This window comes from Salmonella sp. SAL00653, from assembly GCF_046552515.1.
Taxonomy (GTDB): domain Bacteria; phylum Pseudomonadota; class Gammaproteobacteria; order Enterobacterales; family Enterobacteriaceae; genus Salmonella; species Salmonella enterica.
Genome location: NZ_JBGDTY010000014.1, coordinates 114,380 through 133,167 on the forward strand (window position 1 = coordinate 114,380; position 18,788 = coordinate 133,167).

At 52.4% G+C, this 18,788-nt stretch carries 17 protein-coding genes and 1 tRNA gene; 5 read left to right on the forward strand and 13 right to left on the reverse strand.

From position 1 onward, the window contains the following. Position 1: 1 nt before the first annotated feature. The 9 genes from ACLJRU_RS16575 to ACLJRU_RS16615 all read right to left on the reverse strand — a co-directional run bounded on the left by ACLJRU_RS16575 (position 2) and on the right by ACLJRU_RS16615 (position 7,525). Positions 2–307 carry a YqjD family protein gene (locus tag ACLJRU_RS16575; RefSeq protein ID WP_000031219.1) on the reverse strand — a complete coding sequence of 102 codons (306 nt, stop codon included), beginning with the start codon at positions 305–307 and terminating at the stop codon, positions 2–4. Between the two features lie 41 nt (positions 308–348). Beyond that, positions 349–717 (reverse strand): DUF1090 domain-containing protein, encoded by a 369-nt coding sequence (locus ACLJRU_RS16580; protein WP_000877300.1) that lies wholly within the window; start codon positions 715–717, stop codon positions 349–351. Between the two features lie 144 nt (positions 718–861). Next, entirely contained in the window at positions 862–1,245 is a 384-nt protein-coding gene (gene mzrA, locus ACLJRU_RS16585) for an EnvZ/OmpR regulon moderator MzrA (protein ID WP_000917516.1), read from the reverse strand. A 3-nt stretch (positions 1,246–1,248) separates the two neighbouring features. Next, positions 1,249–1,911: a DedA family general envelope maintenance protein YqjA gene (gene yqjA, locus ACLJRU_RS16590; protein ID WP_023235306.1), complete on the reverse strand. Its 663-nt coding sequence runs from the start codon at positions 1,909–1,911 to the stop codon at positions 1,249–1,251. A 449-nt stretch (positions 1,912–2,360) separates the two neighbouring features. Beyond that, a complete protein-coding gene (sstT, locus tag ACLJRU_RS16595) occupies positions 2,361–3,605 on the reverse strand; it encodes a serine/threonine transporter SstT (RefSeq protein WP_000235363.1) in 1,245 nt (414 codons plus the stop codon). 254 nt (positions 3,606–3,859) lie between these two features. After that, positions 3,860–4,828 (reverse strand): TerC family protein, encoded by a 969-nt coding sequence (locus ACLJRU_RS16600; protein WP_001098833.1) that lies wholly within the window; start codon positions 4,826–4,828, stop codon positions 3,860–3,862. A gap of 268 nt (positions 4,829–5,096) precedes the next feature. Next, on the reverse strand, positions 5,097–6,095 hold the full coding sequence (locus ACLJRU_RS16605) for a Gfo/Idh/MocA family protein (RefSeq protein WP_001540943.1): 999 nt from the start codon (positions 6,093–6,095) through the stop codon (positions 5,097–5,099). Between the two features lie 88 nt (positions 6,096–6,183). Further along, positions 6,184–6,876 (reverse strand): vancomycin high temperature exclusion protein, encoded by a 693-nt coding sequence (locus ACLJRU_RS16610; protein ID WP_001540942.1) that lies wholly within the window; start codon positions 6,874–6,876, stop codon positions 6,184–6,186. Between the two features lie 151 nt (positions 6,877–7,027). Further along, positions 7,028–7,525, reverse strand: coding sequence for a M48 family metallopeptidase (locus tag ACLJRU_RS16615; protein ID WP_001540941.1), 498 nt, complete (start codon positions 7,523–7,525; stop codon positions 7,028–7,030). An 85-nt stretch (positions 7,526–7,610) separates the two neighbouring features. Between ACLJRU_RS16615 and rlmG the strand changes: the two genes are divergently transcribed. Then, positions 7,611–8,747, forward strand: a complete 1,137-nt coding sequence (gene rlmG, locus ACLJRU_RS16620; protein ID WP_000019985.1) for a 23S rRNA (guanine(1835)-N(2))-methyltransferase RlmG — start codon at positions 7,611–7,613, stop codon at positions 8,745–8,747. Between the two features lie 80 nt (positions 8,748–8,827). Here rlmG and ACLJRU_RS16625 read toward each other — a convergent pair whose 3' ends face one another. Both ACLJRU_RS16625 and ygjG read right to left on the reverse strand, forming a co-directional pair. Then, the gene (locus ACLJRU_RS16625; RefSeq protein WP_001540940.1) at positions 8,828–10,846 is read right to left on the reverse strand and encodes an NADPH-dependent 2,4-dienoyl-CoA reductase; all 2,019 of its coding nucleotides are present in this window, start codon (positions 10,844–10,846) and stop codon (positions 8,828–8,830) included. A gap of 170 nt (positions 10,847–11,016) precedes the next feature. Then, positions 11,017–12,396 (reverse strand): putrescine aminotransferase, encoded by a 1,380-nt coding sequence (ygjG, locus tag ACLJRU_RS16630; RefSeq protein WP_077916196.1) that lies wholly within the window; start codon positions 12,394–12,396, stop codon positions 11,017–11,019. Between the two features lie 422 nt (positions 12,397–12,818). On the opposite strand from ygjG, the gene ACLJRU_RS16635 reads away from it, so the two are divergent. Further along, positions 12,819–14,339: a PAS domain-containing methyl-accepting chemotaxis protein gene (locus tag ACLJRU_RS16635; RefSeq protein ID WP_000094649.1), complete on the forward strand. Its 1,521-nt coding sequence runs from the start codon at positions 12,819–12,821 to the stop codon at positions 14,337–14,339. 387 nt (positions 14,340–14,726) lie between these two features. Beyond that, on the forward strand, positions 14,727–16,292 hold the full coding sequence (locus tag ACLJRU_RS16640; protein WP_000478465.1) for a methyl-accepting chemotaxis protein: 1,566 nt from the start codon (positions 14,727–14,729) through the stop codon (positions 16,290–16,292). Here ACLJRU_RS16640 and ACLJRU_RS16645 read toward each other — a convergent pair. Then, positions 16,289–16,936: a PadR family transcriptional regulator gene (locus ACLJRU_RS16645; RefSeq protein ID WP_088758483.1), complete on the reverse strand. Its 648-nt coding sequence runs from the start codon at positions 16,934–16,936 to the stop codon at positions 16,289–16,291. The genes ACLJRU_RS16640 and ACLJRU_RS16645 overlap by 4 nt on opposite strands. Before the next feature lie 231 nt (positions 16,937–17,167). Between ACLJRU_RS16645 and ACLJRU_RS16650 the strand changes: the two genes are divergently transcribed. Further along, complete coding sequence (locus ACLJRU_RS16650; protein ID WP_000213757.1) at positions 17,168–17,935, forward strand: siderophore-interacting protein; 768 nt, start codon at positions 17,168–17,170, stop codon at positions 17,933–17,935. Between the two features lie 79 nt (positions 17,936–18,014). Here ACLJRU_RS16650 and ACLJRU_RS16655 read toward each other — a convergent pair. Then, positions 18,015–18,090, reverse strand: a tRNA-Ile gene (locus ACLJRU_RS16655). Between the two features lie 125 nt (positions 18,091–18,215). On the opposite strand from ACLJRU_RS16655, the gene mug reads away from it, so the two are divergent. After that, positions 18,216–18,722: a G/U mismatch-specific DNA glycosylase gene (gene mug, locus ACLJRU_RS16660; protein ID WP_001540938.1), complete on the forward strand. Its 507-nt coding sequence runs from the start codon at positions 18,216–18,218 to the stop codon at positions 18,720–18,722. Positions 18,723–18,788: the final 66 nt, after the last annotated feature.

Sequence of the window (18,788 nt, forward strand, 5' to 3'; positions counted from 1 at the left end):
ATTAACGACGCGTCAGCAGTACGCCCAACACCAGACCGACAGCGGCGCCAATGCCTACGCCTGTCCAGGGATTTTCGCGCACATAATCATCGGCGCGGGCGGCGGCGACGCGAGTCTGTTTGGCAATCACATCACCCGTTTCGCCCAGGCGGTAACGGCTCTCTTTCAGCGCGCGCTCGGCTTTGCTACGAATCTTACTCAACTCTTCTTTCGACTTTTCGCCCGAAGAGCTCAGCACTTCTTCAAGCGTATCGGTCAGGGATTTCAACTCAGCGCGCAGATGTTCCGTAGTGTTATCTTTCGACATAGTTTTCTCCAGGTGAGTGAGTATTTACATTCGGCGTTAATTTAGTAGTCTCTGGCCTCAAGTTTTTTTAGCTCATCCTGAGCCTCGGCCAGCTTACGTTCACGTTTGTCTATTTTATCCGCATCGCCTTTTGCTTTTGCCTCGGCTAAATCACGTTGGCGTTCGGCTACCTCTTCTTTTTGCTCTGCGACCTTTTTCTGATGCTCGGCGCGCAGCTTGCTGTCAGTACAATTGGCGCGTACTTCGCTGAGCGCCTTGTTCAGACCCTCAATACGGCGCTGATTGTTGTGCTTTTCAGCGTAGCTAATTTCCTTTTGTATATCCTGCTCTTTTTCCTGACAAAGCGAATTAGCGTAGCTACCGGCGCTAAGTGTAAAAAGCGTGATAGCCAAAGCGATGCGGTATTTCATTCCTGAACTTTCCCTTATGTTCGGACCCGTTGTCCGGGGCGGTGATCCCGATAATAACGCGGTGGGTTAAACACCGCTTTATTAATCATAGTCATTAAACAATGAAATCACCAAAGTGAGTGATATGATTCGGATTCCTGGAGATTAGCCAAAGCGGTGTGAGCTTTCCCGTAAGCGGGACAGCCACTGTACCGTTTCGTTGTCATCGTCCTGCTGAGCGACGACATAACCGTGTGGTAACGTTTGATCCAGTACCGTTTTTGCTGCGGCGCTTTGCGCAGGGGAATCGAAGGTAATGAGCAACATGTCATTTTTAGGCGTAATGCTTTTAAAATGAATGCCGTTCGCATCCAGATGATGCAGAACTGAGAAGCCGTCTGGCATACTGGCACCCTGGTTAACCGCGCGAATGGCCAGCGTCGACTCTTGCTGACGCAGCGTTGACCACGTCATCATGAGTATGGTCAGCATCAGTAGAAAAGCGCTGATCCAAATGAGTTGTCGGGCAGTTATGCGTGGTTTAAGCATAAGTTATCCCCGGCTCCCATACTTCTTTTTCCACAGCATGACCAGTGAACCCGCCAGGCCAAAAAAGAGCAGCACCACGGGCAGCAGCATCAGGCATGACATTAACTGATCTTCATACTTCATAAAGACGGGCGTTTTGCCCAGCAGATAGCCCAGCGACGTCAGGATAAGCACCCACAACAAGCCGCTCATCCAGTTGAAGAACTGAAAGCGCGCGTTATTCAGACCGGATATGCCGGCAATGGTGGGCAGCAGCGTTCTGACAAACGCGATAAAACGGCCTATCAATAGTGCCGCCAGGCCGTGTTTATGGAAAAGGTGATGGGCGCGTTGATGATAATGTGCGGGGAGATGAGAGAGCCAGTTTTGCACGGTGCGGGTATTCCCCAGCCAGCGGCCCTGAATATAGCTGACCCAGCAACCCAGGCTGGCCGCGACGGTAAGCAGCAAAATGGTTTGTGGATAACCCATCGCGCCTTTGGCGATCAGCACGCCGACCAGGATCAACAGGCTGTCGCCAGGCAAAAAGGCGGCAGGGAGCAGCCCATTTTCCAGAAACAAAATCATAAATAACACAAAATATAACATGCCAATCATGGAAGGATTGGCCAGTGTTTCAAAGTCCTGAGCCCACAGGGCATTCAGCAATTGAGTCAGTAGTTCCATTCAGTATTCCTGGAGAATCGGTTAACGTCACGCCGGTGATCTGAGGTTTGCACTGCCGCAACAGAGTTGGAGTTTTTATCAGCGTTGCGGAAACGGCAAATTCGCGGCCTGAACTATTCCTTGTTAAGTTGTGAAGTAAGCAAGCACTAACACACAAAAATTCAAAATGCATCTAATTGTAACAAAGGTCAACGAAGTCCGTTATAGAAATTACGCGTCGTTGAGCTTTGATTTTGCTTATCGCAAGGGAGGGTGGCGAGAGGATTTACACAGGCTGACACTTTATACTGTACGCTGACCGAGCGCCGCGGCAGACGCCATCTACATATAACGTTACGCGAGGATGTTGCGTGTGGATATAAATTCGCTTTACGTCACAGCCTACGGATTGGGAGATTCAGATCTATCGTTACGCCGGATGGCATACGCCATCCGGCATCGATAATCACTTAGCTACGCAAGGCGTTATTCGCCAGACGTTCGTCCTCTGCCTGGCAGGCTGCCGCAGTGAACAGAACATCGGTAGATGAGTTCAGCGCCGTTTCACACGAATCCTGCAATACGCCGATAATAAAGCCGACCGCTACTACCTGCATCGCGATATCGTTCGGGATGCCAAACATGTTGCACGCCAGTGGGATCAGCAGCAATGAACCGCCTGCCACGCCGGAGGCGCCGCAAGCACACAGCGAGGCCACCACGCTCAGCAGCAGCGCTGTAGGCAGATCCACCGGGACGCCTAACGTATGGACTGCCGCCAACGTCAGAACCGTAATGGTAATTGCCGCGCCGGCCATATTGATAGTGGCGCCCAGCGGAATGGAAACGGAGTAAGTATCCCTGTCCAGATTCAGCTTTTCGCACAGCGCCATATTCACTGGAATATTGGCGGCAGAGCTGCGGGTAAAGAAGGCATAAACGCCGCTTTCACGCAGGCAGGCGAACACCAGCGGATAAGGGTTGCGACGAATTTTCCAGAATACCAACAGCGGGTTGACCACCAGCGCGACCAGCAGCATACAGCCAATCAAGACGACCAGCAGGTGCGCATAACCCCACAGGGTGGAGAAGCCGGTGGTTGCAAGCGTTGATGAAACCAGACCAAAAATACCGACTGGCGCGAAACGGATCACCAGTTTCACCATAAAGGTCACGGCGTTAGACATATCGTTCACGAGGTTTTTGGTGGTTTCATTGCCATGACGCAGGGCAAATCCCAGACCGACGGCCCACACCAGAATCCCGATATAGTTAGCGTTCAGCAGCGCGTCGATGGGGTTCGACACCATGCTCATCAGCAGACCGCGCAGGACTTCTACAATGCCGGACGGCGGCACGATATCCTGGGCGCTACTGGACAGATGCAGGGTTGAAGGGAAGGCGAAGCTGAACACAACGGCCGCCAGCGCGGCTGAAAAGGTGCCTAGCAGGTAAAGAAAGAGAATAGGGCGAATATTGGTTTTTTGACCGTGCTGGTGGTTGGCGATCGAGGCCATTACCAGCATCAGCACCAGAACGGGGGCGACCGCTTTTAAGGCGCCGACGAACAGGGTGCCAAGCAAGCCAACCGCTTCCGCCGCAGGCTTAGAAATCCATGCCAGTAAAATCCCCAGTACCAGACCCACTAAAATTTGTTTAACCAGACTGCCTTGCGCTAAACGCTGCAGTAGCCCTGATGCTCGTTGCGTAGCCATTTCATATTCCTTGTATTGTGTTGCTGGTCATCCCCTGCACGCTCTTACGGCGCATCTTTCAGGATGTAACAAAGTGTTTGCCTGGTTGAGTATAAGGAAAGTTGAAGGTTCGGGAAGCGAAATATCCTGGATTTTTTGCTGTGATCATGTTTTATAACTTTATATTAACACTATTGTGACATGTTAAACAAAAACGCCCGACAGGTGTGCGCTGCCGGGCGTTTTTGACGGGGCAGGTTTACCCCGATAAAAGATTATTGCGCTCGTAGTTTCTTATCGCGCTGATGGTTAACCCAGGCGTTAATCACCAGCGTAATGGTCAGAATGCCAAACACTACGCCCAGCGAAATCGCGATAGGAATATGGTAGAAGTCGACGATCAGCATCTTAATGCCGATAAAGACCAGAATGACCGCCAGACCATATTTCAGCATCGAGAAGCGTTCCGCCACGCCGGACAGCAGGAAGTACATCGCGCGCAGTCCTAAGATGGCAAACAGGTTAGAGGTCAGTACGATGAACGGGTCGGTGGTGACCGCAAAGATCGCCGGAATACTGTCAACGGCGAAGATCACATCGCTGAACTCAACCATAATCAGCACCAGCAGCAGCGGCGTGGCATACAGCAGGCCGTTTTTACGTACGAAAAAGTGCTCGTTCTCGATCGTATCGGTCATACGCAGATGCCCGCGCAGCCAACGCACCATCGGTTTTTCGCCAATGCCGGATTCGTCTTCCTTCGCCAGCGCCATTTTTACGCCGGTAAACAGCAGGAAGGCGCCGAACACATACAGCAGCCATTCGAACTGAGTGATAAGCCAGGTACCGGCGAAAATCATGATAGTACGCAACACGATCGCGCCAAGAACCCCATACACCAGCACCCGGCGTTGCAGAGCCGGAGGGACGGAGAAATAGCTAAACAGCATCAGCCAGACAAAGACGTTATCTACGGCCAGCGACTTCTCAATCAGATAGCCGGTAAGGAACGCCAATGCCTGCGGGTCAGCAACTTCGCGCCCTTGCGTTTCAGCCAGATACCACCAGAAAGCGGCGTTAAACAGTAGCGAGAGCGTTACCCACAGGATTGACCATCCTGCCGCTTGTTTCATCGACATCGCATGTGCGCCACGGCGTCCCTGCAACAACAGGTCGATGGATAGCATTATCACCACAACAACCGCGAATCCACCCCATAATAATGGCGTACCAACAGTATTCATTATTTCTCCCTATGCAAAAAAAACGGCTAACGCCGAATGGCATTAGCCGCTGCTTTTATGCATAGACCTTGCCATTCGGCAAGGTCTCACTTACAACAATAAAGGAATACGCTGACGCATTCCTTTATGGCTGCCCGGTGACCGGATGTGGTTTTGCACACATCGTAATGACGATCGACCGGCAATGAAGTTACTCCCCTTTGCGCGTAACAAAGTATGACAGGCCACGCGTAGAGTCAATGGCCTGTAACATATGATTTACATAATTTTACGCAGTAAGGGGATGAGTCAGATCGTCCGACGGGAAGATGACTCCGGTTTGACGGCGTATTTCTGTCAGCCATTTTGCCGTGGCGCGACTTAGCGACAACCCCGGATGCTCCACGGCATGGTTTTCAATAAGCTGGGCAAACGCCCCGGCTTCATACAGCATGGTATTAATATGCTGAGGCTGGGTCAGATCCTGCATCAGCGCGCCGCGCGGCGCAAAACACACTTTCTGGCATTCCGACAGCTTTTCAATGACCAGCGATCCCCTCTCGCCCTGAATTTCACTGGCCAGTACCGAGTCGCTGACTTTGGAATGCTGTAGCGTGACGCTAAAATCGCCGTAATCCATAACCACGACGCCGTGCGCATCTACTCCGCTTTCCAATAAATTCGCCGACGCCTGAACGCTGCGCGGCTCGCCCCATAGCGCGATCGCCGACGCCAGACAGTAATACCCGATATCCATAATCGAACCATTGGAGAAGGCCGGATTAAACGTATTCGGATTTTCACCGTTCAGATAGCGCTGATAACGTGAAGAGTACTGGCAGTAATTTAGTAATGCTTTATGCATTCTGCCGATTTTCGGCAACGATTCCCGCAGCAGCAGGAAATTGGGCAGGCAGGCGGTTTTAAAGGCTTCAAACAGTACCCGCTGATTATCGCGCGCGCAGGCGATAGCGGCATCAACCTCCGCCAGGTTAGAAGCCAGCGGCTTTTCGCACATGACATGTTTTTTATGCTGCAAAAAGCGCTGCGTCTGGGAGAAATGCAGGGAATTCGGGCTGGCGATATAAACCGCCTCAATCGCGTCGCTTTGCGCCATCGCTTCCAGCGAGGTAAACAGATGCTCGACGGGATAATCATTTGCGAAAGACTGCGCCTGTTCAAGACTACGGGAGTAAACGGCGGCGAGCCTGAATTTGCCGGTTTCATGGGCGGCGTCGACAAACTGGCGCGTGATCCAGTTAGTCCCAATTACAGCGAAACGTATCATAAACGTCAGCGGACTCCAGAAAGGGATTTTTCGTCAATGTAGCACGCCTTTCCGCCCTTGCCAGTGCGCTGCGACGCACTCTGGCATTTTACTGGCGAGAAGGGCACCCGTGTGCGCTATCAGCCCCAATAGTGACGCCAGCGCCCAGATATTTAGGCTGACGGTGCAAAATTTTGGCATCCAGCACCGCGCTAACCCGCGCCAGCTTTTCCCGAAGTCGTGTGTAGGTTCCGTGTCTTTTATTCAGATCCGGCGCGTTAACGCCGATAGCGTCTATGCCATATTGTTGCGCCAGCCAGATCGCCCGTTGATTATGGAATGCTTGCGAGATAATCGTAATGCGGTTTTCGCCAAACACTTTCCTGGCGCGAACCACAGAGTCCAGCGTGGAGAATCCGGCATAATCACAAAAAATGGCCGCTTCCGGCACACCTTTCGCTATCAGCGCCTGCTGTATCGCCGAAGGTTCATCGTACTCTTTTTTGCCGTTATCGCCGCTGACTAACAGCCACTTCACTTTACCGGCGTGATACAACGCGGCGGCAGTATTAATCCGCCGGGTAAAATACCGATTGCCGGGTTTAGCGCCTAATACCAGCCCGACGTTGCGGGCGGGAACGGTCTGAATGTCATTCCATGTCAGATGCTGTGAGGCGTTGACGATAAGCCAGTTGGAATAGAAAAGCGCGACGGCTGCTGCGACAAGCAGAAAGCACGCCACTGTTAACGCCCGACGTGTAAAACAGAGGCGGCGGATAAAACGGGCACATTGTGGGAGCATGATCGTTGCGCGGTTCCGTTGGCGGTGGATAAAAAATACCCTCTACAGATCGTCATCCTTGACGTGGCGGCAGGCAATGAGCGAAATGTGAACGCGTCGATTTTATGCCCACGCCGTTAAAAAGATACGGGGGAAGGGGCATTTTCAGAATTTATTGTGCCGACAGCGCCTGATGCGTCAGCCACAGGCGCGTATCAAACTCCAGTTGATGGTACTGCGGCTCCATATGGCAGCAGAGCTGATAAAACGCTTTGTTATGATCTTTCTCTTTCAGGTGCGCCAGTTCGTGAACCACAATCATTCGTAAGAATGGCTCCGGGGCGTTGCGAAACACGGTGGCGACGCGGATCTCCGCCTTTGCCTTGAGCTTGCCGCCCTGAACGCGCGAGACAGCGGTATGCAGTCCCAGCGCATTTTTCAGCACATGGATCTTGCTGTCATACATCACTTTATTGATGGGCGGCGCATTGCGCAGAAACTGACTTTTCAGTTCCTGAGTATAGTGATATAGCGCTTTGTCAGTAGCGTAATCATGCGCGCGGGGATAACGTTTTTCCAGCACCGCCCCCAGGCGCTGCTCGGCGATTAAGGCACGCACCTGGGCAAGGAGATGTTCCGGATACCCCTGAAGGTAAGTTAGTGAGGTCATCAAAGCTCCATGTTGCCGATAAAAAGTGTATACTCACGCACCCTTTTCAGGGATAACGCCGCAATTTTACCATTCAGGAGGCCTAATGAGCCACGTAGACGACGGTTTCCGTTCACTGACGCTGAAACGTTTTCCGCAAACGGATGATGTTAACCCGCTTCTGGCGTGGGAGGCGGCCGATGAGTATCTGCTGCAACAGTTGGATGAGACGGAAATTCGCGGCCCGGTGCTGATCCTGAATGATACGTTTGGCGCGCTAAGCTGTGCGCTGGCGGAGCATTCGCCATACAGTATTGGCGATTCATATTTAAGCGAACTGGGTACGCGAGAGAATTTACGCCATAACGGCATCGCGGAGTCCAGCGTAACGTTTCTCGACAGTACCGCTGACTACCCGCAGGCGCCGGGCGTGGTATTGATTAAGGTACCGAAAACACTGGCGTTGCTGGAACAGCAGTTACGCGCTTTGCGTAAGGTCGTTACGGCGCAAACGCGTATTATCGCCGGCGCGAAAGCGCGTGATATTCATACCTCTACGCTGGAACTGTTTGAAAAAGTGCTGGGCCCAACCACGACGACGCTGGCGTGGAAGAAAGCGCGCCTGATTAACTGTACCTTCAGTCATCCGCAACTGGCCGACGCGCCGCAAACGCTAAGCTGGAAACTGGAAGATACAGGCTGGACGATTCACAACCACGCGAATGTGTTTTCTCGTACCGGATTGGATATCGGCGCGCGCTTCTTTATGCAGCATTTGCCGGAAAACCTCGACGGGGAGATTGTCGATCTCGGCTGCGGCAATGGGGTGATTGGCCTGAGCTTACTGGCGAAAAATCCGCAGGCGAAAGTGGTATTTGTCGATGAGTCGCCGATGGCGGTAGATTCCAGCCGTTTGAATGTAGAAACGAACCTGCCGGAAGCGTTCGAACGCTGCGAATTTATGATCAACAACGCGCTCTCCGGCGTGGAGCCGTTCCGTTTTAACGCTGTGTTCTGCAACCCGCCGTTCCACCAGAAACATGCGCTGACGGATAATATCGCCTGGGAGATGTTCCATCATGCCCGCCGCTGCCTGAAAATCAACGGCGAACTGTATATTGTGGCGAACCGCCATCTGGACTATTTCCACAAGCTGAAGAAGATTTTCGGTAATTGCGCGACGATAGCAACCAACAATAAATTTGTTATTTTGAAAGCGGTGAAGCAGGGACGCCGTCGATAAGGCGCTCAAGCGTCATACCGGCCTATAAAACCGGTATGACGACGTAAGCCCGATAAGCGCAGCGCCATCAGGTAAAGTCGTTAAATCTCCAGCGCCAGTCGGGTGCCCTGGGCAATCGCCCGTCGGGCATCCAGCTCCATCGCGACATCGCATCCGCCGATAAGATGTACCGTTTTACCTGCGGCGCGTAACGGGTCCGCCAGCTCGCGGCGAGGTTCCTGTCCGGCGCAGATCACCACATGATCCACTTCCAGCAACTGCGGTTCGCCGCCGATCAAGAGATGTAATCCGTCGTCGTCGATCTTCTGGTAACTGACCGCCGGGATCATCTTCACGCCGCGCGCCAGTAACGTCGCGCGATGGATCCAGCCGGTGGTTTTACCTAACCCTTCGCCCGGCTTGCTGGCTTTGCGTTGCAGCATGACGATTTGCCGTGGACTACGTGCCAGGCGCGGGCCTTCCGGACGCAGACCGCCTGCCTGCTGCAGGCTGGTATCAATTCTCCATTCCGTACAAAACTCAGCAATATTTTGGCTGGTGGATTCGCCGTGCTGGCTCAGATACATGGCCGTGTCAAAACCGATCCCGCCGCAGCCGATGATCGCCACTCGCTTACCAACCGGCGCTTTATCGCGCAATACCTCCAGGTAGGTCAATACTTTTGGATGATCGATACCGTCTATCGGCGGGCGGCGCGGTACTATTCCGCAGGCGAGGATCGCTTCGTCAAACGGCTGAAGATCCTCTGCGTTCACCCGTTGGTTCAGTTTCAGCGTAACGCCAGTAACATCGATCATTCGACGGTAGTAGCGCAGCGTTTCGTAAAACTCCTCTTTACCCGGGATCTGCCTGGCGATAGTAAACTGACCGCCAATTTCACTCTGGGCGTCAAACAGCGTGACATGATGGCCGCGCGACGCGGCGTTAATCGCGAAAGCCAGCCCCGCCGGGCCTGCGCCGACAACGGCCAGATTCTTTTTGCGTATGGCCGGCGTTATCGGCATGTGGGTTTCGTGACAGGCGCGCGGGTTCACCAGACAGGAGGTCACTTTGCCGATGAAGATCCGATCCAGACAGGCCTGATTACAGCCGATACAGGTGTTGATCTCATCTGCGCGTCCGGATTGCGCTTTAGTCAGGAATTCGGCATCGGCAAGGAAGGGACGCGCCATCGACGCCATATCGGCATCGCCGCGCGTCAGGATCGTCTCGGCGACCTGCGGATCGTTAATGCGATTGGTCGCGATCAGCGGAACCGACACATGACCTTTGAGTTTCCGCGTCACCCAGCTAAAGGCGCCACGCGGTACTGGCGTGGCGATGGTCGGGATTCGCGCCTCATGCCAGCCAATGCCGGTATTAATTAGGCTTGCGCCTGCGGCTTCAATGGCTTGCGCCAGTTGTACCGTTTCGTCGAACGTGCCGCCATTTTCCACCAGATCGAGCATCGACAGGCGATAGATAATAATAAAGTCGTTCCCTACCCGCTGGCGTACCGCGCGTACTACCTCAACCGCGAAGCGCATACGGCTGGCATAGTCGCCGCCCCATTCGTCATCGCGATGGTTAGTTCGCCGCGTGAGAAATTCATTAATCAGATAGCCCTCTGATCCCATCACCTCTACGCCGTCGTAGCCTGCTTCCCGTGCCAGTTGCGCGCAATGCGCGAAGTCGTCGATTAACTGCAAGATTTCATCATGCGTCAGTTCATGCGGCATAAAGCGGTTGATTGGCGCCTGAATTGCCGACGGCGCGACCAGGTGCGGCTGATAGCTGTAACGTCCGGTGTGCAGAATTTGCAGCGCGATTTTACCGCCTTCCGCATGTACGGCATCGGTCACCACGCGGTGAGGCGTTAACTGGCTGGCATCGTTCAGCATCGCGCCGCCGGTCATCACGGCCCCGGAGGGAACGGGCGCAATACCGCCGGTGACGATTAACGCTACGCCGTGTCGCGCGCGCTCGGCATAAAATGCCGCCAGGCGCTCGGCGCCATCAGGATGTTCTTCCAGACCCGTGTGCATCGATCCCATCAGCACGCGGTTTCTGAGAGTAGTAAAGCCCAGATCGAGCGGGGCGAACAGCGACGGGTAGCTCATAAGCGTATCCAGTATGTAAAATTATTGTTATGTGGTCGGATGAGTTACTACTGTAGCCGTCGCGAGGTAAAAGGGAAAAGGGGAATGTGGTGATTGTGATGGGATTCAAAAAAGAGGCCGCGACCCGGGGAAAACAGGCCGGATAAGCACAGCGCCATCCGGCATCGTTTTTAAACCTCTTCAACGCTCACCTGCATTGCCGCCAGCGCATTACGCGCTGATTTCAATACCTGTTCGCACAGTTCAATGGTTAGCGTGAGCGGTGGCTCGATACGAATTGTTTTCGCATTATTCAGCGTACCAGCGACCAGCACGCGTTGACGGAACATCTCACTGGCAAAACGGTAGCCCGTTTCGTTGTCGACAAATTCAATGGCCATCAACATACCTTTGCCGCGCGCATCGTGTACCAGATTGGGATACTCACGCGCAAGTTGTCGAAAACCATCCAGGAGCGTATCGCCTTTTTGTTCCGCCTGGGCCGGGAGATTTTGCTCCAGCAGTACGTTAATGGTCGCCAGCGCGGCAGCACAAGCCAGCGGATTACCGCCAAAAGTGGTGGTATGCAGGAAGGGGTTGTCGAACAGAACCGAAAACACCTCTTCAGTCGCGATGGTGGCGCCAATCGGCATCACGCCGCCGCCCAGGGCTTTCGCCAGACACAGAATATCAGGCTGCACATTTTCGTGCTCGCAGGCAAACATCTTGCCGGTACGCCCCATGCCGGTTTGTACTTCATCCAGAATCATCAGCGCGCCGAATTCGTCACAGAGCTTACGTACCTCTGTCAGGTATCCCTGCGGCGGCAGGATCACGCCGCCTTCACCCTGAATAGGCTCCAGAATCACGGCTGCTATCTCGTCGCCCGTTTTTTTGCCTTCGCTAAATGCCATGCTCATCGTGTCGATATTGCCAAACGGCACATGGCGGAAGCCCGGCAGTAAAGGCATAAAGGGTCTGCGGAAGATGGATTTGGCCGTGGCGGAGAGCGCGCCCAATGATTTGCCGTGAAATGCGCCGCTGGTGGCGATAAAGGTAAACTTGCCGCGCGGCGACTGATACGCTTTTGCCAGTTTTAGCGCCGCTTCGACGGATTCGGTGCCGCTGTTACAGAAAAAGCTGTACTTGAGTTTCCCCGGTGTCAGCGCCGCCAGCGTTTTTGCCAGCATCGCCCGCAAGGGATCAAGTAACTCCTGGCTGTGGAGAGGTTGTTTTGCGAGTTGATTCTGGACGGCGGATACCACAACAGGATTACGGTGCCCCACGTTAAAGATGCCAAACCCCCCAAGACAGTCGATAAACTCCTGCCCCTGGGTGTCGACAAGCGTATTCAAACTGCCCGCTTGCCACTCTACGGCTCCGTAATCCCCGCCGGCGGTAACAGATTTCCGGTATTCCAGAAATCCTGGATTTACATGCTCTTTAAAGTAGTCAATGACCTCTCGGTTTAGTGCTTTCATTTCCTCATGGTTTAGCGTTCGCTTCTCGATGAGATTCAGTGCGTGCACGCTACAGGCCAAAGCCGATGCGCTGGAAGGTAACCTGTTCAAAATGAGCTCCAGAGGGCCGTGTATCACATGATACTGAATTAAGTATTGCAGGGATTAGCGGGGGTCTAAGCCCATAGTGAAAATCGGGATAAACACCAGGAATAATCACATTTACACAACATTTAATGTCATGTGTTAACAATTGGATGCATTTTGAGCAGATCTTGTTTTACGGTGTGTTGCGTTAGAGGCGGCGTGAGAAAAAGGTGAGCCAGGGCAGATTTTAAAGAAAAAGGTTGTCCACGCTAAACAATTTCATAATGAAAATAAGGCGCAGGATGAGGTGAAAATCGTACAAATATTAAGGATTAATCGCAAATTGCGATCCAGAGCAATTTTAACAACTAAAGATAAATAGATTAGCGCCGAAATAACATCTGAGCGAAAAATTAACATCCAGATAACCTGCACAGGACGCTATCATGTCTTCTCATCCCTACGTCAGCCAGCTAAATACCCCGCTGGATGATGATACCACTCTGATGTCTACGACCGACCTGGAAAGCTATATCACTCACGCCAATGACACTTTTGTCCAGGTGAGCGGCTATCAGTTAAACGAGTTACTGGCGCAGCCACATAATCTGGTGCGTCATCCGGATATGCCGAAAGCTGCCTTCGCAGATATGTGGTATACCCTAAAACAGGGCGAACCGTGGAGCGGCATTGTGAAAAACCGGCGTAAAAACGGCGACCATTATTGGGTGAGGGCCAACGCGGTACCGATGATACGTGAAGGGCGTGTGACGGGATATATGTCGATCCGTACCCGGGCCACGGATGATGAGATTGCCGCCGTCGAGCCTTTATATCAGGCGCTAAATGAAGGGCGGTGTAGTAAACGTATTCATAAAGGCCTGGTGGTTCGTCAGGGCTTGCTGGGCAAACTGCCCGCTATGCCTGTTCGCTGGCGAGTGCGTAGCATTATGGGGCTAATGGCCGTAATGCTGGTGTTGGCGCTGTTCGGTACGGATGCGTCATGGCAGGCGTTGCTGTTGGGCGCGTTGGCGATGCTGGCAGGTACGGCGCTATTTGAATGGCAAATTGTGCGTCCCATTGAAAATGTGGCGACGCAGGCGCTGAAAGTGGCGACCGGCGAACGCAACAGCGTACAACACCTTAATCGTAGCGATGAGTTGGGGCTGACGCTGAGGGCCGTGGGGCAGCTTGGCTTGATGTGCCGCTGGCTGATCAATGACGTATCAAGTCAGGTTTCCAGCGTCAGAAACGGCAGTGAAAGGCTGGCGAAGGGTAACAATGATCTGAACGAACACACCCGTCAGACCGTGGAGAATGTTCAGGAAACGGTAACGACCATGAACCAGATGGCGGAGTCCGTGAAGCTCAATTCCGAGACGGCTTCCGCTGCGGATAAGCTTTCCATGGCGGCCAGTAGCGCGGCGACTCAGGGAGGTGAGGCGATGGATACGGTGATTAAAACGATGGATGATATCGCTCACAGTACGCAACGTATCGGGACGATCACCACGCTAATTAACGATATCGCTTTTCAGACGAATATCCTGGCGCTGAATGCGGCGGTAGAAGCGGCGAGAGCGGGCGAGCAGGGGAAAGGGTTTGCCGTGGTTGCTGGCGAGGTACGCCATCTTGCCAGCCGTAGCGCTAATGCGGCGAACGATATTCGTAAATTAATTGACGCCAGCGCAACAAAGGTGCAGTCAGGCTCCGAGCAGGTTCACGCCGCAGGCCGTACCATGGATGACATTGTAGCCCAGGTGCAAAATGTCACCCTGCTTATCGCACGGATCAGCCAGTCGACGCAGGAACAGACAGATGGGCTTTCCAGCCTGACTCGCGCCGTGGACGAGTTGAACCGCATAACCCAGAAGAATGCGGCGCTGGTGGAAGAGAGCGCACAAGTCTCCGCGATGGTAAAACACCGTGCCAGCCGACTGGAGGATGCGGTCACGGTACTGCATTAAGTTTATTTGTAGGTCGCAACGGTAATGACATCCGCCCGGTAGCAACAAGCTTACCGGGCGGATGTGCTCTGATAGAAGGCGGTGCCTGCCATCATAGAGAGTACCAGTGGCCTGTGATGTTAAAAATAATGTGATATTTATTCCTTCTCCCTTGTCTACCTATTAATAGGTATAAACTCAGTTAATAAATAAGAAATGGTTAACCTTTTAGTGTATTTCTTTCATTATTAGTGCCAATTTATGTCACTTTTGGTTCATCTTTCTGTGAACAATAAATATTACTTACTAATAATGTTCCGAAATAAAAAGCGATCAATATCATAAAGTTAGTAACATTATTGCCGATAAATCTTCCTGTATGAGGATATGCAATCCCAGGGAGAAAATATGTTTTTGCATAACATTAAAATACGTTCAAAATTATTTATGGCCTTTGGCTTATTCATTGTTCTCATGGTGGTGAGTTCCGCTCTGTCTTTGTTTAGCCTTGATCGGGCTAATACGGGTATGCAGAACATTATTACCAATGATTATCCCACCACGGTGAAAGCCAATCTGTTAATCGATAATTTTAATGATTTCATCATCGCGCAGCAGCTCATGCTACTGGATGAGGAGGGGCGCTGGAGCCAGAGTTCGCAGAAAGATCTGGATGAAATAAGCCAGCGTATTACGGCGCTACTGGATGAGCTTTCCAGCAACCGTCACGATGCGGCTTCGCAGAAAATCATTACCGAGATCCGTGAAGCGCGCCAGCAATACCTGGAGTCCAGATTCCGTATTTTGAAAGATATTCAAAGCAATAATCGTCAGGCGGCCATTCAGGAGATGATGACCAGAACGGTGCAGGTGCAAAAGGTCTATAAGGACAAAGTTCAGGAACTTATCGCCGTTCAGGATGCGCAGATGCACAACGCGGGCGTGCAGGTCGAAGGAGATTTTAAAACTAACCGGACGCTGTTAATTACCCTGGCGCTGATAAGCATCGCTGCCGGATGCGTAATGGGATGGTATATCGTACGTTCCATTACCCGGCCGCTTGATGAAGCGGTACGCTTTGCCGAGGCGATTGCCGATGGCGATCTGACTCGCCATATCACCACCGACTATAAAGATGAAACAGGCGTACTACTGCAAGCGTTAATGGCGATGAAAACGCGTCTACTGGATATCGTACAGGAAGTGCAAAACGGTTCGGAAAGTATCTCCACAGCGGCGGCGCAAATTGTCGCCGGTAACCAGGATTTGGCGGCGCGTACGGAAGAGCAGGCCAGCTCGGTTGAAGAAACGGCGGCGTCGATGGAACAGATTACCGCCACGGTTAAAAATACGGCTGACCATACCAGTGAAGCGACCAAACTCTCTGCCGGCGCCGCCAGCGTAGTGAAAAACAATGGGGAGATGATGAATCAAGTGACGCAGAAAATGCGCGTCATTAACGATACGGCAAATCGTATGTCGGATATCATCAATATCATTGATTCCATTGCCTTTCAGACCAATATTCTGGCGCTGAACGCGGCGGTTGAAGCGGCGCGCGCGGGCGAACATGGACGTGGTTTTGCCGTTGTCGCCGGAGAGGTTCGCCAGTTGGCGCAAAAGAGCGCCTCGTCAGCCAGTGAAATCCGTAATTTGATTGAAGATTCAACCAGTCAGACTCAGGAAGGGATGCACCTGGTGGAGAAAGCCAGCGCCCTGATTAATGGTATGGTGGATAACGTCGAAGAGATGGATGTGATATTACGTGAGATTGGGCAGGCCAGCCGCGAGCAAACTGACGGTATTTCGCAGATTAACAGCGCGATTGGCCTGATTGACGCCGCCACGCAACAAAACTCCTGCCTTGTGGAAGAGTCTGTTGCCGCCGCGGCGTCGCTGAACGAACAGGCGTTACATTTAAAAGAGCTGGTTAACGTGTTCCGCGTCCGCGAAGAGGACACGCAGCCCGCTTAATCCAGTTCGGCGATTTCCAGCGCCGCGCGATCAATCACGCCGATAATGCGTTTGATTTGCGCGTCGTTGATATCGCTGTGGTTTATCCGCAGATCCAGCACGGCCTTGAAGTTATCCAGCGCCCGCTTCATCTGCGGATTTTTACGTAACTCCATGCCCACACAACGGGCTTTTAGCCGCGCCTGAATATGCGTCAGGTGTTCGCGATTTTCATCAAGCCATTGCGCGCCGTTCGCGGTAATCGCGATTTTTTTCCGCCCGCCTTCTTCGTCGCTAATCGTGATAAATTGCTGATCCTGTAAAAAATCCAGCGTAGGGTAGATCACACCAGCGCTTGGCGTATAGCCGCCCCTCGTCAGGTTTTCTATCGCTTTAATCAGTTCATAGCCGTGGCTGGCGTCCCGGGTCAGGATATCAAGAATGACCAGCCGAAGCTCCCCGTGGCCAAAAAATCGCTGACGTCGACCACCGCCCTGTCCATGACGACCACAGCCGTGTCCGTGACGGTGTTCGCCGCCGCAACTGGCGTTCTCATGCTGATGCGCGCTATGGCAGCCTTCATGCTGATGTTCTCGATCTTTACAGCAGCCGTCGTGCTTATGATCCCGGTTTTTGCAACACCCTTCATGTTGATTTTGCATCATTGCCTCCTGCTTATTTAGATATATCTAATTTATATCTAAATGATGCTTTTTAGCAAGGATAAAAGCGCTTGTTGATATAATCTATTAATTTATAACGTTTTATTTTGAAGTTGTGATTAGCGATGTGTTGCCAGAACACTATCAAAAAACAGTTGCATTTTTACTGATTAACAATCATTATCATTTAAAACTTTAATTTAGATATATCGTATTACTTCACGAAGGCAAAAAATGACGACATCATCCGTACGCTACCCACAGCGTGTTCGTAATGAGCTGCGTTTTCGCGAGCTGATCGTTCTGCGGGTAGAACGTATTAGCGCAGGATTTCAGCGGATCGTACTTGGCGGCGAGGCGCTGGACGGTTTCATCTCCCTGGGCTTTGACGATCACACGAAAGTTTTTTTCCCTGAGCCAGGCTGTCGCTTTACGCCCCCGACAGTCACTGAGGAAGGCATTATCTGGGGGGAGGGCGTTCGTCCGGTCTCCAGGGATTACACGCCGCTGTATGACGAGGCGCGTCGCGAGCTGGCGCTGGATTTCTTTATCCACGATGGTGGCGTAGCCAGCCGTTGGGCAATGGAAGCCCGTGAAGGCGATACACTGACGATTGGCGGGCCGCGCGGTTCGCTGGTGGTGCCGGAAGATTATGCCTGTCAGGTTTATGTCTGCGATGAGTCCGGTATGCCTGCGCTACGTCGTCGTCTGGAATCGCTTAGCCGTCTGCCTGCGCGCCCTGCGGTAACCGCGCTGGTGAGCATTCAGGATGCGGCATACCGCGATTATCTCGCCCATTTGACGGACATTACTGTGGAATATGTTGTTGACGGCGATGAACAGGCAATGCAAACGCGCCTGTCGCAGCTGACAATACCAGAATCAGACTATTTCATCTGGATTACTGGCGAAGGCAAAACGGTAAAACGTTTAAGTCAGTGCTTTGAAAAGGGGTTTGATCCACACCTGGTACATGCGGCAGCCTATTGGCATCGTAAATAGCGGTATGGGGCGAGCCCTGTCAGAAACAAAAAAGCCACTCTTTAGAGTGGCTTAATTATATGATTTTAAAGCTAAAATTTGGTGGCCCCTGCTGGACTTGAACCAGCGACCAAGCGATTATGAGTCGCCTGCTCTAACCACTGAGCTAAGGGGCCGTGGCGGTGGATTATAATGTAACTTTACGCTGTAATCCAGCCGTAACCGTGCGGGTGCTGTTTTTATAAACAATGTGTTTTCAACCCGTTATACTTAAAGAACGTTGTATTGCTCAGGAGTAATAATGGTTAAGGACATACTGGCGCCAGGGCTACGGGTGGTTTTTTGCGGCATCAATCCGGGACTCTCCTCGGCGAATACCGGCTTTCCGTTTGCACATCCCGCGAATCGTTTTTGGAAAGTTATTCATTTGGCCGGTTTCACCGATCGACAGTTGAAACCGGAAGAGGCGGAAAAATTACTGGATTTTCGCTGCGGGGTAACGAAACTCGTCGACCGACCGACGGTACAAGCGACTGAGGTGAAGTTGCATGGATTACGTAGCGGCGGACGCAACCTGATTGAAAAAATAGAGGACTACCAGCCCGCGGCGCTGGCGGTGCTTGGTAAACAGGCTTTTGAACAGGGATTCAGCCAGCGCGGTATCGCCTGGGGTAAACAAAAGATCGCCATTGGCGCGACGATGGTGTGGGTGTTGCCGAATCCCAGTGGCTTAAACCGAATTAAAACGGAAAAACTGGTCGAGGCCTATCGCGAACTGGATCAAGCGCTCATTATGCGTGGGCTATAGCAATGGGGAATGAGGGCGCGAATACTCGCGCTGTGTAGAGATTCTGTAGGCCAAATAGGGTGCTTG

Coding starts and splice junctions, on each gene's coding strand:
- ACLJRU_RS16580 (WP_000877300.1), bottom strand. CDS start 717: ATGAAATACCGCATCGCTTTGGCTATCACGCTTTTTACACTTAGCGCC.
- yqjA (WP_023235306.1), bottom strand. CDS start 1,911: ATGGAACTACTGACTCAATTGCTGAATGCCCTGTGGGCTCAGGACTTT.
- ACLJRU_RS16635 (WP_000094649.1), top strand. CDS start 12,819: ATGTCTTCTCATCCCTACGTCAGCCAGCTAAATACCCCGCTGGATGAT.
- rlmG (WP_000019985.1), top strand. CDS start 7,611: ATGAGCCACGTAGACGACGGTTTCCGTTCACTGACGCTGAAACGTTTT.
- ACLJRU_RS16600 (WP_001098833.1), bottom strand. CDS start 4,828: ATGAATACTGTTGGTACGCCATTATTATGGGGTGGATTCGCGGTTGTT.
- ACLJRU_RS16650 (WP_000213757.1), top strand. CDS start 17,168: ATGACGACATCATCCGTACGCTACCCACAGCGTGTTCGTAATGAGCTG.
- ACLJRU_RS16605 (WP_001540943.1), bottom strand. CDS start 6,095: ATGATACGTTTCGCTGTAATTGGGACTAACTGGATCACGCGCCAGTTT.
- ACLJRU_RS16615 (WP_001540941.1), bottom strand. CDS start 7,525: ATGACCTCACTAACTTACCTTCAGGGGTATCCGGAACATCTCCTTGCC.
- mug (WP_001540938.1), top strand. CDS start 18,216: ATGGTTAAGGACATACTGGCGCCAGGGCTACGGGTGGTTTTTTGCGGC.
- mzrA (WP_000917516.1), bottom strand. CDS start 1,245: ATGCTTAAACCACGCATAACTGCCCGACAACTCATTTGGATCAGCGCT.
- ACLJRU_RS16640 (WP_000478465.1), top strand. CDS start 14,727: ATGTTTTTGCATAACATTAAAATACGTTCAAAATTATTTATGGCCTTT.
- ACLJRU_RS16575 (WP_000031219.1), bottom strand. CDS start 307: ATGTCGAAAGATAACACTACGGAACATCTGCGCGCTGAGTTGAAATCC.
- ACLJRU_RS16625 (WP_001540940.1), bottom strand. CDS start 10,846: ATGAGCTACCCGTCGCTGTTCGCCCCGCTCGATCTGGGCTTTACTACT.
- ACLJRU_RS16645 (WP_088758483.1), bottom strand. CDS start 16,936: ATGATGCAAAATCAACATGAAGGGTGTTGCAAAAACCGGGATCATAAG.
- sstT (WP_000235363.1), bottom strand. CDS start 3,605: ATGGCTACGCAACGAGCATCAGGGCTACTGCAGCGTTTAGCGCAAGGC.
- ACLJRU_RS16610 (WP_001540942.1), bottom strand. CDS start 6,876: ATGCTCCCACAATGTGCCCGTTTTATCCGCCGCCTCTGTTTTACACGT.